The 15,542-nt window shown below is 68.3% G+C and carries 16 protein-coding genes; 14 read left to right on the top strand and 2 right to left on the bottom strand.

Annotated elements, in window-relative coordinates:
* Positions 1–211: 211 nt before the first annotated feature.
* The gene (locus tag ABKA17_RS31225) at positions 212–790 is read left to right on the top strand and encodes a hypothetical protein (RefSeq protein ID WP_353695640.1); all 579 of its coding nucleotides are present in this window, start codon (positions 212–214) and stop codon (positions 788–790) included.
* A gap of 26 nt (positions 791–816) precedes the next feature.
* Here the strand turns inward: ABKA17_RS31225 and ABKA17_RS31220 are convergent, their stop codons facing one another.
* Positions 817–1,122 carry a ferredoxin gene (locus ABKA17_RS31220; RefSeq protein ID WP_353695639.1) on the bottom strand — a complete coding sequence of 102 codons (306 nt, stop codon included), beginning with the start codon at positions 1,120–1,122 and terminating at the stop codon, positions 817–819.
* A 433-nt stretch (positions 1,123–1,555) separates the two neighbouring features.
* Here ABKA17_RS31220 and arc point away from each other — a divergent pair, with 433 nt between their 5' ends.
* From arc to prcA, 6 genes are all read left to right on the top strand, one after another.
* Entirely contained in the window at positions 1,556–3,322 is a 1,767-nt protein-coding gene (gene arc, locus ABKA17_RS31215; RefSeq protein ID WP_353695638.1) for a proteasome ATPase, read from the top strand.
* A gap of 245 nt (positions 3,323–3,567) precedes the next feature.
* Positions 3,568–5,079, top strand: coding sequence for a depupylase/deamidase Dop (gene dop, locus ABKA17_RS31210; RefSeq protein WP_353695637.1), 1,512 nt, complete (start codon positions 3,568–3,570; stop codon positions 5,077–5,079).
* A gap of 189 nt (positions 5,080–5,268) precedes the next feature.
* Positions 5,269–5,487: a ubiquitin-like protein Pup gene (locus ABKA17_RS31205; RefSeq protein WP_353695636.1), complete on the top strand. Its 219-nt coding sequence runs from the start codon at positions 5,269–5,271 to the stop codon at positions 5,485–5,487.
* Between the two features lie 118 nt (positions 5,488–5,605).
* Entirely contained in the window at positions 5,606–6,118 is a 513-nt protein-coding gene (locus ABKA17_RS31200) for an endonuclease VII domain-containing protein (RefSeq protein WP_353695635.1), read from the top strand.
* Positions 6,070–6,915, top strand: coding sequence for a proteasome subunit beta (gene prcB / locus ABKA17_RS31195; RefSeq protein ID WP_353695634.1), 846 nt, complete (start codon positions 6,070–6,072; stop codon positions 6,913–6,915). Before ABKA17_RS31200 ends, prcB begins: the two co-directional genes overlap by 49 nt.
* A gap of 60 nt (positions 6,916–6,975) precedes the next feature.
* Complete coding sequence (gene prcA / locus ABKA17_RS31190; RefSeq protein ID WP_353695633.1) at positions 6,976–7,713, top strand: proteasome subunit alpha; 738 nt, start codon at positions 6,976–6,978, stop codon at positions 7,711–7,713.
* A gap of 64 nt (positions 7,714–7,777) precedes the next feature.
* Here the strand turns inward: prcA and ABKA17_RS31185 are convergent, their stop codons facing one another.
* Positions 7,778–8,794 (bottom strand): LacI family DNA-binding transcriptional regulator, encoded by a 1,017-nt coding sequence (locus ABKA17_RS31185; protein WP_353695632.1) that lies wholly within the window; start codon positions 8,792–8,794, stop codon positions 7,778–7,780.
* A 119-nt stretch (positions 8,795–8,913) separates the two neighbouring features.
* Here ABKA17_RS31185 and ABKA17_RS31180 point away from each other — a divergent pair, with 119 nt between their 5' ends.
* The 7 genes from ABKA17_RS31180 to ABKA17_RS31150 all read left to right on the top strand — a co-directional run bounded on the left by ABKA17_RS31180 (position 8,914) and on the right by ABKA17_RS31150 (position 15,542).
* The gene (locus ABKA17_RS31180) at positions 8,914–10,173 is read left to right on the top strand and encodes an MFS transporter (protein ID WP_353695631.1); all 1,260 of its coding nucleotides are present in this window, start codon (positions 8,914–8,916) and stop codon (positions 10,171–10,173) included.
* 9 nt (positions 10,174–10,182) lie between these two features.
* Positions 10,183–11,544 (top strand): Pup--protein ligase, encoded by a 1,362-nt coding sequence (pafA, locus tag ABKA17_RS31175; RefSeq protein WP_046261820.1) that lies wholly within the window; start codon positions 10,183–10,185, stop codon positions 11,542–11,544.
* Positions 11,545–11,688: 144 nt separating this feature from the next.
* Positions 11,689–12,669, top strand: coding sequence for an FKBP-type peptidyl-prolyl cis-trans isomerase (locus ABKA17_RS31170; RefSeq protein WP_353695630.1), 981 nt, complete (start codon positions 11,689–11,691; stop codon positions 12,667–12,669).
* Positions 12,670–12,725: 56 nt separating this feature from the next.
* Positions 12,726–13,097, top strand: coding sequence for an FKBP-type peptidyl-prolyl cis-trans isomerase (locus tag ABKA17_RS31165; RefSeq protein WP_353695629.1), 372 nt, complete (start codon positions 12,726–12,728; stop codon positions 13,095–13,097).
* 129 nt (positions 13,098–13,226) lie between these two features.
* Entirely contained in the window at positions 13,227–14,180 is a 954-nt protein-coding gene (locus tag ABKA17_RS31160; protein WP_353695628.1) for a helix-turn-helix transcriptional regulator, read from the top strand.
* A gap of 19 nt (positions 14,181–14,199) precedes the next feature.
* On the top strand, positions 14,200–15,252 hold the full coding sequence (locus tag ABKA17_RS31155) for a helix-turn-helix transcriptional regulator (RefSeq protein WP_353695627.1): 1,053 nt from the start codon (positions 14,200–14,202) through the stop codon (positions 15,250–15,252).
* Positions 15,249–15,542 carry a hypothetical protein gene (locus tag ABKA17_RS31150; protein WP_353695626.1) on the top strand — a complete coding sequence of 98 codons (294 nt, stop codon included), beginning with the start codon at positions 15,249–15,251 and terminating at the stop codon, positions 15,540–15,542. Before ABKA17_RS31155 ends, ABKA17_RS31150 begins: the two co-directional genes overlap by 4 nt.

Here is a 15,542-nt window from a genome sequence, read left to right as displayed (position 1 = left end):
GCGGCCCCGTGCCGCGTACAACGCAACCACGCCGTGGCCGAGTTCCCGACACCGATCCGGAACTCGGCCACGGCGCCTTTTCATTGACACGACACCAGAAAACGCAAGGCCGGGAGCCGACAACCACCGACCCCGCCGTTCCGTCCCACTGTGACGTGTGGCACCATGCTGGCCACCCCCACCGCCACAGCCCTCTCGGGAGTCACCCCTAGTGCAGCAATCCGCGGTCCCGGAACTCGCTCACACCCACACCCGCCCCATCCACTGGGTCGCCACCGCCACAGCCGTCGCCGGCGTCGTGGCGCTCTCCTCGGTCCTCCAGCCCAACCCGGCCACCGCAGCCCAGGCCGCGGGACCCCAGTCGCACAGCGCCCCCACGGCCGCCACCGCACCGGACCCCGCCCACGTCGACTTCCCGATCGAGTGCGGCCCAGTCAAGGCGCTCGTGGTGAAAAAAACCTCCGGAGACCTCGACGGCGACGACCGACCGGAGACCGTGGTGGCCGTCCACTGCGACGCCCCCATGGGCACCCCGCCCGACGGCGTCTACGTCCTCACGCAGGCCGCCGACGCCACAACGCCCCGCGTCGTGGCGACCCTCGTCGACCCGAAGGACCGCATCACCGTCAAGACCCTCACGGTCACCGACGGGACCGTGAACGCCGACATGCTCGGCTACTCCTCGGACTCCGTGCCCAGTTGCTGCCCCGACGTCACGACGAGCGCCAAGTGGCAGTGGAAGAACGGCGCGTTCGTCCGTTCCACGCCCGCGGGCGCCCACAGCGTCTGAAGATACGCACGCGGGCGCCCGGCGACTCAGTCCGCGTCGGGCCCGTAGACCTCGACCAGGTCCGACACCCGGCGCACATGGATGCAGTCGCCCGGACACTCCTTCGCCGAGTCCACCACATCCGTCAGCAGCGTCAGCGGGACCGGCGTCGTGGCGCCCTTGTCCTGCAGCAGTTCGTCGTCCGAGCCCTTCACATACGCCAGCCCGTCGATGTCCAGCTCGAACACCTCAGGCGCGTACTGCACACAGATCCCGTCGCCGGTACAGAGATCCTGATCGATCCAGACCTCCAGCGCCTCACCGTCGGCCACGGCCTCCTGCTGCACGCTCATCTCTCCTGCCGTCTCGGGTCCCGAACTCAACCCGACCCTACCTCCGGGCCCCCGCGACCGACGGCCCGCCGAGAGCACCGCGACCGTGACGCGATCCGCCCGTTCGTACACGCTCCGTCAACGAACTGGAGCCGTGATCGACGCGCGCTGGAGCCCGACTGGAGCGGGCCGGACCAGGCCGACGCGCCCTTTCGCGGGCCCCCGACCGGCGACGCTGTGGGCAACTCGGCCCCGCCGTGGAAGATTTCGAGCACTCCGACCTTGGAACAGTCCGCTTCTGAAGCACGTTCACTGGGTATCCACACGGCGTAGAGGGATGGCGCAGGGTGACCGACGACACACCTTGACACTCATAGTGATCTAGGGGTTTCAATCGACACCCACCCAGGTAGGGTCTGGAAGCGTCCAGCTCCCCTTGGAGGAGGTGAGGACCGTGGCAGCCCACGACGACGACATGAACCGCGGCATCCGCCCGGGACGAGGGTCCGACGACCCGGCCGGGCAGATTGCCTACCTTGAGCAGGAGATCGCCGTCCTGCGACGCAAGCTCGCCGACTCTCCGCGGCACACGAGGATTCTCGAAGAGCGGATCGTCGAACTGCAGACCAACCTGGCCGGCGTGTCCGCCCAGAACGAGCGACTCGCCAACACACTCCGCGAGGCCCGCGACCAGATCGTGGCCCTCAAGGAGGAAGTCGACCGGCTCGCACAGCCCCCGGCCGGCTTCGGTGTCTTCCTGCAGGCCAACGAGGACGGCACCGCCGACATCTTCACCGGAGGACGCAAACTCCGGGTGAACGTCAGCCCCAGCGTCGAGCTCGAAGAGCTCCGACGCGGCCAGGAACTGATGCTCAACGAAGCGCTCAACGTGGTCGAGGCCATGGAGTTCGAGAGCGTCGGTGACATCGTCACCCTCAAGGAGATCCTCGAGGACGGCGAACGCGCACTGGTGCAGGGCCACACCGACGAGGAAAGGGTGGTGCGGCTCGCCGAGCCGCTGCTGGACATCACCATCCGCCCCGGCGACGCCCTCCTGCTCGAACCCCGCTCCGGCTATGTCTACGAAGTCGTTCCCAAGAGCGAGGTCGAAGAACTCGTCCTCGAAGAAGTCCCCGACATCGGCTACGAACAGATCGGCGGTCTCGGCGGCCAGATCGAGGCCATCCGCGACGCGGTCGAGCTTCCCTATCTCTACCCCGACCTCTTCAAGGAGCACGAACTCAGGCCGCCCAAGGGCGTCCTGCTGTACGGGCCCCCCGGATGCGGCAAGACGCTCATCGCCAAGGCCGTCGCCAACTCGCTGGCCAAAAAGGTCGCCGAAGTCACCGGCCAGGCCCAGGGCAAGAGCTTCTTCCTCAACATCAAGGGCCCCGAGCTCCTCAACAAGTACGTCGGCGAGACCGAGCGGCAGATCCGCCTCGTCTTCCAGCGTGCACGCGAGAAGGCCTCCGAGGGCACACCCGTCATCGTCTTCTTCGACGAGATGGAATCCCTCTTCCGCACCCGCGGCTCCGGAGTCAGCTCGGACGTGGAGAACACCATCGTCCCGCAGCTCCTCGCCGAGATCGACGGTGTGGAAGGCCTGCAGAACGTGGTCGTGATCGGCGCCTCCAACCGCGAGGACATGATCGACCCCGCCATCCTGCGCCCCGGCCGCCTGGACGTGAAGATCAAGATCGAGCGTCCCGACGCCGAGGCCGCCAAGGACATCTTCGGTAAATACCTCACCGAACGCCTCCCGCTGCACTCCGACGACGTCGGCGAGCACGGCGGCAGCAAGACCACCACGGTCCAGAGCATGATCCAGACCGCCGTGGAACACATGTACGCGGAATCCGAGGAAAACCGCTTCCTGGAGGTCACCTACGCCAACGGTGACAAGGAAGTCCTCTACTTCAAGGACTTCAACTCCGGCGCCATGATCGAAAACATCGTCGGCCGCGCCAAGAAGATGGCGATCAAGGACTTCCTCGACCACAACGCCAAGGGCCTTCGCGTCTCCCACCTCCTCCAGGCATGCGTGGACGAGTTCAAGGAGAACGAGGACCTGCCGAACACCACCAACCCGGACGACTGGGCCCGCATCTCCGGAAAGAAGGGCGAACGGATCGTCTACATCCGTACCCTCATCACCGGAAAGCAGGGCGCCGACACCGGACGCTCCATCGACACGGTGGCGAACACCGGTCAGTACCTGTAAAAACAGGGCGGCTGCGGGTGCCCTCACCGGGTACCCGCAGCCGACTGTTTTTCAGGCAACCAACCGGAACCAGAGGCGTGCAAGGCAATGACGCAAATGATCTCCCCACCAGCGCAAAGCCGTTCTAGGCTCTTCGGTACCGCCGAGTCGCGCAGTGCGGGGACGGGCACCGCACACGCACCGGAGCGCCAGCGGTACTTGAGCGCCGCCCCCGACCGAGGGCGCCGCCGGGCAAGGAGGGCCGCATGACCGTACGGCGAGTAATGGGCATCGAGACGGAGTACGGGATCTCCGTCCCCGGACACCCCAACGCCAATGCCATGCTCACCTCGTCCCAGATCGTCAACGCCTACGCGGCGGCGATGCACCGGGCCCGCCGGGCCCGCTGGGACTTCGAGGAGGAGAACCCGCTGCGGGACGCGCGGGGCTTCGACCTCGCCCGCGAGGTCGCCGACTCCAGCCAGCTCACCGACGAGGACATCGGCCTGGCCAACGTCATCCTCACCAACGGCGCACGCCTCTACGTCGACCACGCACACCCCGAATACAGCGCCCCCGAGGTCACCAACCCCCGCGATGCCGTCCTCTGGGACAAGGCCGGCGAACGCATCATGGCAGAGGCCGCCGAACGCGCCGCCCAGCTCCCCGGCGCCCAGCCGATCCACCTCTACAAGAACAACACCGACAACAAGGGCGCCTCCTACGGCACGCACGAGAACTACCTGATGAAGCGGGAAACCCCCTTCTCGGACATCGTGCGCCACCTCACGCCCTTCTTCATCTCCCGCCAGGTCTTCGCCGGAGCCGGCCGCGTCGGCATCGGCCAGGACGGCCACGAACACGGCTTCCAGATCAGCCAGCGCGCCGACTACTTCGAGGTCGAGGTCGGCCTGGAGACCACCCTCAAGCGCCCCATCATCAACACCCGCGACGAACCGCACGCGGACGCCGAGAAGTACCGCCGACTGCACGTCATCATCGGCGACGCCAACCTCTCGGAGATCTCCACCTACCTCAAGCTCGGCACCACGGCCCTGGTGCTGTCCATGATCGAGGACGGCTTCATCGCCGTCGACCTGGCGGTGGACCAGCCCGTACGCACCCTCCACCAGGTCTCCCACGACCCGACCCTCCAGCGCCTGGTCACGCTCCGCAGCGGCCGGACACTCACCGCGGTCCAGTTGCAGATGGAGTACTTCGAGCTCTCCCGCAAGTACGTCGAGGAGCGGTTCGGCGCCGACGTCGACGAACAGACCAAGGACGTCCTGTCCCGCTGGGAAGACACCCTCAACCGGCTCGAGAACGACCCCATGAGCCTCGCGGGCGAACTGGACTGGGTCGCCAAGCGCGAACTCATGGAGGGCTACCGGCGCCGCGACGGCCTCGACTGGGACGCCGCCAAGCTCCACCTCCTCGACCTCCAGTACGCCGACGTACGGGCCGAGAAGGGCCTCTACAACCGCCTCGCGGCCCGGGGCCGCATGAAGCGCCTGCTGGACGAGGCCGACGTCCAGCGGGCCCGTACGAAGCCGCCGGAGGACACCCGCGCGTACTTCCGGGGCCGCTGCCTGGAGCAGTACGCCGACGACGTCGCCGCGGCCTCCTGGGACTCGGTCATCTTCGACCTGCCGGGCCGCGACTCCCTCCAGCGCGTTCCAACCCTGGAACCACTTCGCGGAACGCGTAATCACGTCAAGGAGCTCCTGGACCGCTGCCGAACCGCGGAAGACCTGGTCAAGGTCCTGTCCGGCGGCTGAGCGGGTACTCGGACCAAGAGCGCCGGGCGGGGTGGAAACGCCGGTGTCCGGGAATCATCGAGGTGGCCCCCGTACGTTGAGGAAACTGCGGGGCCGATGTCAGACCTGGCTTGTAGGGTCTGATCATCACCGATCGGCGGATAAGCCGACCTGGCGACCATGTCGGGCGAAACGAGCGGGGTGAGGGTTATGGCAACCAAGGACACCGGCGGCGGCCAGCAGAAGGCCACGCGTTCCACCGAGGAAGTCGAGGAAACGGCACCGGAAGCGGCAGCCACCGAGGACCTCAAGGAGCGCCAGGAGAAGCTGAGCGACGACGTGGACTCGGTTCTGGACGAGATCGACGATGTCCTAGAGGAGAACGCCGAGGACTTCGTGCGGTCCTTCGTTCAGAAGGGTGGACAGTAGGTTTACCTTCGAATCGAAGGTTTCGGGGGAGTTGAGATTGGAAAGCGCAGAAGGTGTGAGGCGTTGCTCGCGGTGTAAGGAGTACAAGCCGCGAGCAGCGTTCGCGCGAAACAAGGCGATGCGTGACGGGTTGCAGGCCTATTGCCGTGAGTGCGCGGCGGCCTACCACCAGCAGCGGCAGGTGGCGAAGGGGCGCAACGTTCGACCGAGGGTAGATGTGCCTGCCGGGCACAAGCTCTGCCGGACCTGTGGCGAGGTCAAGCCGCACAGTGAATGGCATCGCAACGCGACTGCTTCGGACGGTTTGGTGACACGCTGCAAAGCGTGCCGGGCTGAGCGCGGGCGAGAAGATCACCTAAAGCGTCAGTACGGCATGACGGAGGCCGAGCGCGACGAGTTGATCGCCTCTCAAGGGGGCGTCTGCTGCATATGTTTGGCGGCTGTGCCCGAGCATGTGGATCACTGCCACAAGACGGGTAGGGTCCGAGGCGTACTGTGCTTCAGCTGCAATGCCGCACTGGGGCAGTTCAAGGATCGGCCCGATGCCATAAGGCGGGCTGCTGCTTACGTGGAAGGAATCGCGTGGAAGCCAACACTCGTAGCACCGGGCGTCTACCAGCTGCCTTCCTGACGCCTGGGTCGTCCTCGTTCATGGACTTTCTCTCCGAGCACCAGCCGGAGATCCTGCCGGGCAACCGTCAACTGCCGCCGACCCAGGGCGTGATCGAGGCGCCGCACGGCACCACGATCGTCGCCGTGACCTTCCCGGGCGGGGTGGTGCTCGCCGGTGACCGGCGGGCGACGATGGGGAATGTCATCGCGCAGCGGGACATCGAGAAGGTGTTTCCGGCGGACGAGTACTCGGCCGTCGGTATCGCCGGCACGGCCGGTCTGGCAGTGGAGATGGTGAAGCTGTTCCAGCTGGAGCTGGAGCACTTCGAGAAGGTCGAGGGTGCTCAGCTGTCCCTGGAGGGCAAGGCGAACCGTCTGTCGACCATGATCCGGTCGAACCTCGGGATGGCCATGCAGGGTCTGGCCGTGGTTCCGCTCTTCGCGGGCTTCGACGTGGACCGGGAGAGGGGTCGCATCTTCTCCTACGACGTCACGGGCGGTCGTTCGGAGGAGCACAACTACGCGGCCACCGGCTCCGGCTCGCTCTTCGCGCGCGGTGCCATGAAGAAGCTCTTCCGTGACGACCTGACCGAGGAGCAGGCCACCACGCTGGTGGTGCAGGCCCTCTATGACGCGGCTGACGACGACTCGGCGACCGGTGGTCCCGATGTCGCCCGCCGGATCTACCCGATCGTCACCGTGATCACCGAGGACGGCTTCCGTCGGCTCACGGACGCGGAGTCGTCCGAGATCGCCCGCTCGATCCTGGAGCGGCGTCTGGAGCAGCCGGACGGTCCGCGGGCCGCGCTGCTGTAGCGGCGTGCCGGTTCTTGCAAGGTGATCGCAGTGACTTCGACAGAAAGGGACGGATAACCGGTGTCGACGCCGTTCTATGTCTCCCCCCAGCAGGCCATGGCCGACCGGGCGGAGTACGCCCGTAAGGGCATCGCTCGCGGTCGCAGCCTGGTTGTGCTGCAGTATGCCGACGGCATTGTGTTCGTCGGTGAGAACCCGTCCCGTGCGCTGCACAAGTTCAGCGAGATCTATGACCGGATCGGTTTCGCGGCCGCCGGTAAGTACAACGAGTACGAGAACCTGCGGATCGGCGGTGTGCGGTACGCCGATCTTCGTGGGTACACGTACGACCGTGATGATGTGACCGCCCGTGGTCTGGCGAATGTGTACGCCCAGACGCTGGGCACGATCTTCTCCTCGGCGGCTGAGAAGCCGTACGAGGTGGAGTTGGTCGTGGCCGAGGTCGGGGAGACGCCCGACGGGGATCAGATCTACCGGTTGCCGCATGACGGTTCGATCGTGGACGAGCACGGCTCGGTCGCGGTGGGTGGTAATGCCGAGCAGATCAGTGGCTATCTGGATCAGCGTCATCAGGACGGTATGAGTCTCGCGGAGGCTCTGAAGCTGGCTGTCCAGGCCTTGTCCCGGGACACCAACGGCACGGAGCGGGAGATTCCCGCGGAGCGGCTGGAGGTCGCGGTGCTGGACCGTACGCGTCCGCAGCAGCGCAAGTTCAAGCGGATCGTGGGCCGTCAGCTCGACCGGCTGCTGGAGGCCGGTGGCGCGTCGACCGAGGCGGAGAGCTCCGAGGAGGAGTAGTTTCGCGCCTCACCCCCGTCCCACTGTGTGCCCCGGCCGACGATTCGGCCGGGGCACAGTGCGTTCAGGGGGCGGCGGGCGGGGCGGTGGAGCCTCGTAGGACGAGTTCGACGGGGATGTCCCCGGCGTCGGGTGTCCGGCCGTCCAGGACGGCCAGGAGGGCTCTCATGCCGTGTTCGCCGAAGAGCTCGGCGTCCAGTCGTACGGTGGTCAGTTCTGGGTCGAGGGCGGCGGCGAGGGCGATGTCGTCGACGCCCGTGACGGAGACGTCGTCGGGGATGCGCAGTCCTCGGCGGCGCAGGGCTTTGTAGACGCCTGCCGCGAGTTTGTCGTCGTCGCAGACCACGGCGGTGGGTGTCGGGCCGGGTGTGTCCAGGGCCGCTTCCATGGCGGCCAGGGCGCCTTCGATGGACAGAGCGGTGGGTGCTGTCCGCAGTGAGGCTCCGGGTGTCGCGTCGATGCGGGCGGCGAGTTCGCGTGCGCGTACCTCGAAGGTCCAGGAGGGGATGTCGGCGGCCAGGTGCAGGAAGTGTCGGTGGCCGAGGTTCAGCAGGTGGTCGGCGATCTGGCGGGTGCCGTCGGCGATGTCGAGGTTGACGGTGGCGGCGCCCAGGCTGCCGTCGGGGTCGCTGTCGAGCATCACGAGGGGGAGTTGGTCGCCGCGGATGGCGGTGAGGGCGTCGGCGGCCATGGAGGAGGCGATGACGCCGTCGAGGGCGGCCTGGGCGGAGGCGAAGGGGTTCCGGGCGGGGCCGACGCCTTCGGGGGAGGGGTAGAGGACCACGCCGAAGCCGTGTGCGGCGGCGACGCGTGCGGCGCCGGTGTAGACGCCGGCGAAGAATTCCGTGGTCAGGGCGGGGACGACGAGGAGGACGGTGCGGGTGCGGCCCAGGCGGAGGTTGCGGGCGGCGAGGTTGGGTCGGTAGCCGAGTTCGCGGGCGGCCTGGCGTACGCGTTCCGCGGTGGTTTCGGAGACCCGGCCGCGCCATTTGTCACCGAGGACGAGGGAGACCGCGGCCTGGGAGACGCCTGCGGCCTGGGCGACGTCCCGGCTGGTGGGGCGGGTGCTGCCTCGTGCCACCGGCTGCCTGCTCTTTCGTCTGGACTCCTCAACAGCGCACATGGTACGTATGACGGACGACGTTATACGTAAAACCTCATGCGTCGCAGGCACACGTCACGGCAGGGGAAGGGTGGAAGATGGCCGCGGGATACCTGGAGATCCTCCGGGCGAGGCATGCGACCAGGCTGCTCGTCGGCACGCTGGTGGGCCGGCTGCCGAACGCCACCGCGGCGATCGCGATCGTGCTGTTCGTGCGCGCCGAGGGCGGCTCCTACAGCCTCGCCGGGGCGCTGGCGGCGGTCTACGGCGTCGCCAACGCCGTCGGTCAGCCGGTGCTGGGCCGGCTGGTGGACCTGCACGGCCAGCCGCGGGTCCAGCTGCCCGCGGCGATCGCCTCCGCCCTGGCGATGGCGGCCTTCGCCTTCACCGGCCCGGACCTGCTCGCCCTCGCCTATGTCTCGGTGGCCGCCGCCGGACTCTTCACGCCGCCGCTGGAGGGTGGTCTGCGGGCGCTGTGGCCGAACGTGCTGCGCGGGGAGGGGCAGGTGCACTCGGCGTACGCCATGGACGCCGTGGCGCAGGAAGTCATGTTCACCCTCGGGCCTTTGCTGGTGACGCTGTGCACGGCGGTGTGGTCGGCCCAGGCGGCCCTGCTGGTGCTGAACGTGATCGGGGTGCTCGGCGCGCTCTCCGTGGTCGTCTCGCCGCCCTCGCGCGCGTGGCGCTCGGCGCCGCGCGAGGCGCACTGGCTCGGCGCGCTGCGTTCGCCCGGGCTGCTGGCGTTGCTCGGCGCGTTCCTGTTCGTGGGTATGGCGCTCGGTTCCATCACGGTGGCCTCGGTGCCGTACGCCGACGACCACGGGGGCGACGCGGTGTACGGGTGGCTGATGGCGGCGATCGGGCTGGGCGCGCTCGTGGGTGGCACGGTGTACGGGGCGCCGCGGTGGACCGGGGAGCCCGGGCGTCGACTCCAGGTGCTGGTGGCCTTGCTGGCGGTGTGTTACCTGCCGTTGATGCTGATGCCCGGTGTGGTTGCGATGGTGTTGCTCACCGTGGTGGCCGGGGTGTTCCTCGCGCCCGCCATCGCCTGTGCCTTCGTGCTGGTCGACCAGCACGCGCCGCGCGGGACGGTCACCGAGGCTTTCTCGTGGCTTGTGACGACGTTCACCGTCGGCGCGTCGGTCGGAACGGGCGTCGCGGGGCCGGTCGTAGAGGCCGGGGGAGCGCTGTGGGGGTTCGCTGTGCCGGGTGTCGCCGGGGGTGTGTCGCTGCTGGTTCTGCTGGCCACCGGGCGGGTCCTCGCAGCTCCCGGTGGGCGGGGGGTGGTTGCGGCTTCATCGGAAAATGATCCAAACCGTGCTGTCGAACCCCGTTTCAGCACAGGGGATCGGGCGTAATGTTCAGTCATGGACCGCCGCATTTTCGGGCTGGAGAACGAGTACGGCGTCACATGTACGTTCAGGGGACAGCGCCGCCTGTCTCCCGACGAGGTGGCGCGGTACCTCTTCCGCCGTGTCGTGTCATGGGGCCGCAGCAGCAATGTCTTTCTGCGAAACGGCGCCCGCCTCTATCTCGACGTCGGGTCACATCCGGAATACGCGACACCCGAATGTGACAACGTGACGGAACTGGTCACGCACGACAAAGCAGGCGAGCGCATTCTCGAAGGACTCCTGGTGGACGCCGAACGACGCCTGCACGAGGAAGGAATCGCGGGCGACGTCTACCTTTTCAAGAACAACACGGACTCGGCCGGTAACTCCTACGGCTGCCACGAGAACTATCTCGTCGCGCGCCACGGGGAGTTCTCCCGGCTCGCGGACATCCTCATTCCCTTCCTTGTCACCCGTCAGCTGCTGTGCGGCGCGGGCAAGGTTCTGCAGACCCCGCGGGGCGCCGTGTACTGCGTCAGTCAGCGGGCCGAGCACATCTGGGAGGGCGTCTCCTCGGCGACGACCCGATCGAGGCCGATCATCAACACCCGCGACGAACCGCACGCGGACGCCGAGCGTTACCGTCGTCTCCACGTCATCGTGGGCGACTCGAACATGTCCGAGACGACCATGCTCCTCAAGGTCGGCGCCACCGACCTGGTGCTGCGCATGATCGAGGCGGGCACCGTGATGCGCGACCTCACCCTGGAGAACCCGATCCGGGCGATCCGCGAGGTCAGCCATGACATCACCGGTCGGCGCAAGGTGCGTCTGGCCAGCGGCCGGGAGGCCTCCGCGCTGGAGGTGCAGCGCGAGTACTACGAGAAGGCCGTGGACTTCGTCGAGCGCCGGGGTATCCGTACCGGCACCGTGGAGCAGGTCCTGGAGCTGTGGGGCCGGGTGCTGGACTCGATCGAGGCCGAGGACCTCGACCGGATCGGTACCGAGATCGACTGGGTCATGAAGTACAAGCTCATCGAGCGGTACCGGGCCAAGCACAACATGACCATGTCCCACCCGCGGGTGGCGCAGATAGACCTCGCGTATCACGACATCCACCGTCGTCGTGGTCTCTACTACCTGCTGGAGAGGAAGGGCCAGGCCGCCCGTATCTGCAACGACTTGAAGATCTTCGAGGGCAAGTCGGTGCCCCCGCAGACCACTCGGGCCCGTCTTCGCGGTGACTTCATCCGCCGGGCCCAGGAGCAGCGGCGGGACTTCACCGTCGACTGGGTCCACCTCAAGCTCAACGACCAGGCGCAGCGCACGGTGTTGTGCAAGGACCCGTTCCGTTCGGTGGACGACCGGGTGGAGAAGCTGATCGCCGGTATGTGAGTCCTCGCGGTTCGCATCCGTGGTGAACGTCGCCCGGGCCGGATTCCGGCCCGGGCGACGGCGTGTCTTGCGGTGATCGGTCTCGGCGGCGCCTTCGTCGTAGAGTGGCGGCCACTGCCTTCGCCCCCGAGCCCAGTTGGACTGATGAACTACAACACGAAACGAAGCGTCGCGGCGCTGCTGGCCGTTCCCGCTCTGTTGTTCACCGCCGCGTGCGGATCGGACGACGGGGACGACGGTGCTGCGGCGGAAGCCGTCGCCCAGGTCAAGGGGAAGGTCGGGGCGAAGCCCGAGATCTCCGTACCCAAGGACGCCGAGCCGTCCGAGAAGACCGTGACCAAGACGCTCTCGGAGGGCAGTGGGAGCGCGATCAAGGCCTCCGACTTCGTGCGGCTGGACTGGATCGTCGAGAAGTGGGGCGACGACAAGGAGCTGAGCGGGACCTGGACCGCCGCGACGGCGGGCGACAAGACGCCTCGTCGGCAGTCCGTCGAGCAGATCGGCAAGCCGAGCCAGCAGCTGCCCGAGAAGGTGCTCGACGCGGTGAAGGGCAAGAAGCCGGGCAGCCGGATCCTGGTGCAGGGCACCGCGGGTGATCTGCTGGGCCAGAACCTGAACACCGATTCCGGCATCACCGCGAAGGACGTGCTGATCTGGGTGATCGACCCTGTGGGCGCGGCCACCGTCGACGCCAAGGCCGAGGCCGAGGGCGAGCAGGCGGCCCCCGCGGCGGGCATGCCGGAGGTGAAGGCGCCGTCGCAGAAGGCGGCGACCATCACCATCCCCAAGGGCGAGAAGGCCCCCAAGGAGCTTGAGCAGCAGGTGCTGATCAAGGGCAGTGGCAAGAAGGTCGAGGCCGGTCAGGGACTCGTCGCCCAGTACACCGGGGTGAAGTGGGAGGACGGGGAGAAGTTCGACTCGTCCTGGGACCACGGTGGCGCCACCGCCTTCCAGATCGGCAACGGCTCGGTGGTGGAAGGCTGGGACAAGGGGCTCGTCGGCAAGAACGTCGGCGACCGGGTGCTGCTGGTGATCCCGCCCTCCCTCGGCTACGGCGCGAGCCCGAGCAGTGAGCTGGCGAAGAACACGCTGGTCTTCGTGGTGGACATCCTTGGCACCGTCTGACCGCACCGGTCTGTGAGACTGTTCCCGACGTACGTCATGGAACAAGGAGTGATGAAGTGAGCATCGACAAGCCCGAGATCGACTTCCCGGGCGGCGAGCCCCCGGCGGACCTCGAGATCAAGGACATCTGGGAGGGCGACGGCGAGGTGGCCCGGGCGGGCCAGAACGTCACCGTGCACTACGTGGGCGTGGCCTTCAGCACGGGCGAGGAGTTCGACGCCAGCTGGAACCGCGGTACGCCCTTCAAGTTCCCGCTCGGTGGCGGCCGCGTCATCAAGGGCTGGGACCAGGGCGTGCAGGGCATGAAGGTCGGCGGCCGTCGCCAGCTGACCATCCCCGCGCACCTCGCCTACGGCAACCAGAGCCCGACCCCGGCCATCAAGCCGGGCGAGACGCTGATCTTCGTCGTCGACCTGGTCGCCGTCTGATCGTCGTACGATCACTGTCGATCACCTGGGGTCCATGCCTGTCCGGGCATGGGCCCTCGGCTTTTGCCGCGCCACCGCGGGGCGGTACGGTCAACGTCGTCAAGCACCATAGGGAGGCGAAGGGCGTCGATGGCCATTGCCAAGGCCGAGCGGCTGATGAACCTGGCGCTGTGTCTGCTGGGGACGCGCAGGCCGCTGAGCAAGCGTGAGCTGCGTGAGTCCATCGAGGCCTATCTGGAAGCGAATTCGGACGACAGCTTCAACCGTATGTTCGAGCGCGACAAGGACGATCTGCGCGAACTCGGGCTCGTCATCGAGACCGTGGAGAACCTCGACGGCGAGGTCGGCTATCTCGCCCGCCGCGACAGCAACCGGCTGCCGCCCATCACTCTGGACGCCGAGGAGGCCGCCGCCCTCGGGCTCGCCGCCAAGGTGTGGCAGCAGGCCCGCCTCGCCGGCGCGGCCAGTGGCGCCCTGCAGAAGCTGCGCGCGGCCGGGCTGCCCGAGGACGTGGACCCCTACGAGGCCCATGGCGCGCTGGAACCGCGGATCCCCGTGCACGAGGCCGCGTTCGAGCCGCTGATGCTCGCCTGCCGGGACCGCCGTCCGGTGGTCTTCGAGTACCGCAAGGCCACCGCCGCCCACCCCGAGACCCGGCATGTGGAGCCGTGGGCGCTGGAGTGCTGGCGCGGCCACTGGTACCTGGCGGGCTGGGACCGCGACCGGGGTGCCGAGCGGGTGTTCCGGCTGTCCCGGATCACCGGCAAGGTGCGCTCGCGCGGCGCCCGCTTCACCGCCGAGGTGCCCGATGTCGTCACCGTCCGCGAGACGGTGGCGAGCTGGGCGGGGGAGACCGCCGACCGCAGCGCGCTGATCCGGCTGCGCGCGGACGCGGGCTACCCGCTGCGGGCGAAGGCCACGGCGGTGCGGGAACTGGGCGACGGCTGGGACGAGTTGGAGATCCCGTACGGCCATGGCCTGGACGCCTGGCTGGTGGAGTTCGGGCCCGACGTGGTGGTCCTGGAGCCCGCGGAGCTGCGGGCCGACGTGGTGGACCGGCTGCGTGCCGTGGCCAAGGGCTGAGGGGGAGCGGAAGAGAACTGTGGCAGGCAAACCGGTCAGGCCCGTCAACGCCATCGACCAGACCCGGCGGATGCTCTCCCTGGTGACGTATCTGAAGGAGCGGCCCGGCGCCCGGGTCGAGGACGTCGCCCGTGCCTTCGGGATCACCGAGGACGAGCTGGTCTCCGACCTCGATGTGCTGCCCATGTGCGGCACCAGCTTTCGCGGTGGCGACCTCCTCGACATCGACACCGACGGTGAGCGCATCTGGTGGCACAACCCGGCCGCGCTCGGTGAGGAGACGGCCGAGCCGCTGCGGCTGGCCGCCGACGAGGCCACCGCGCTGCTCGTCGCCGCCCGGGCCGTCTCGACGCTGCCCGGCCTGCGCGAGGGCGACCGGCAGGCGCTGCTGCGGGCCACGGCCAAGGTGGAGGCCGCGGCCGGGGAGCAGGCGGGTGCCAGCTCCCGGCTGTCGGTGACCTTCGAGTCCGAGGGCGGGGTCTTCGCGGACGTCGACCGCGCGATCTCCGAGCGGCGCCGACTGTGGATCCGCTACTACTCGCCCGCGCGCGACGAGGTCACCGAGCGCGAGATCGACCCGATCCGGCTGGTCAGCGTCGGTCACACCTACGTGGAGGCCTGGTGCCGGCGCTCCGAGGCGCGCCGCACGTTCCGGCTCGACCGGGTCGCCGAGATCAAGATCCTCGACGAGCCGTCCGCGCCGCCCGAGATCGAGCTGCGGGACCTGTCGGAGGCGTTGGTGCAGCCGGCCGCCGAGGACCCGGAGGTCGTGGTCGAGGTGGGTCCGGGCGGGCGCTGGGTCGCCGAGTACTACCCGCACGACAGTGCGGATGAGCTGGTCGACGGTGGGCTGCGTATTACCCTGCGGACCCCCGACCCGACGTCCCTGCGGCGCCTGGCGCTGCGGCTCGGCCGCGACGGCCGTATCGTCTCGCCGCGCGAGCTGGCCGACAGCGCCCGGCAGGCGGCCCGTGAGGCGCTGGCGGCGTACGACGGGGTCGAGGCGCAGGGTTCACACCGAACTCATACGAACGACGACGGGCAGTACGACAGGCAGGAGCAGGAGCTTTGAGCGAGTCGGCGGCGCCTGAGGTGCGGGAGATGTCGGTGGCGGCCGCGTTCGCCGGGATGCGGAGCGTGGCGCCGATGGTGTTCCGGGCGGGCTGCCCGGACTGCCGGGGCCGGTTCGAGCTCGCGGCGAGCGCCCTGCGGCTGGCCATCGGGGCCACCAGCAAGACCACGTTCTACTCCTTCACCTGCCCCGACTGCGGTGCCTCCGTCCGCAAGCCGGCCGGGGAGCGGATCGTGGAGCTGCTGACCGGCGGCGGGGTCAGGACCCTGCGGCTGCACTCCACCCTCTAG

The sequence above is a fragment of the Streptomyces sp. RG80 genome (assembly GCF_040446465.1).
Lineage (GTDB): Bacteria > Actinomycetota > Actinomycetes > Streptomycetales > Streptomycetaceae > Streptomyces.
This window is presented reverse-complemented; position numbering and strand designations above follow the sequence as displayed.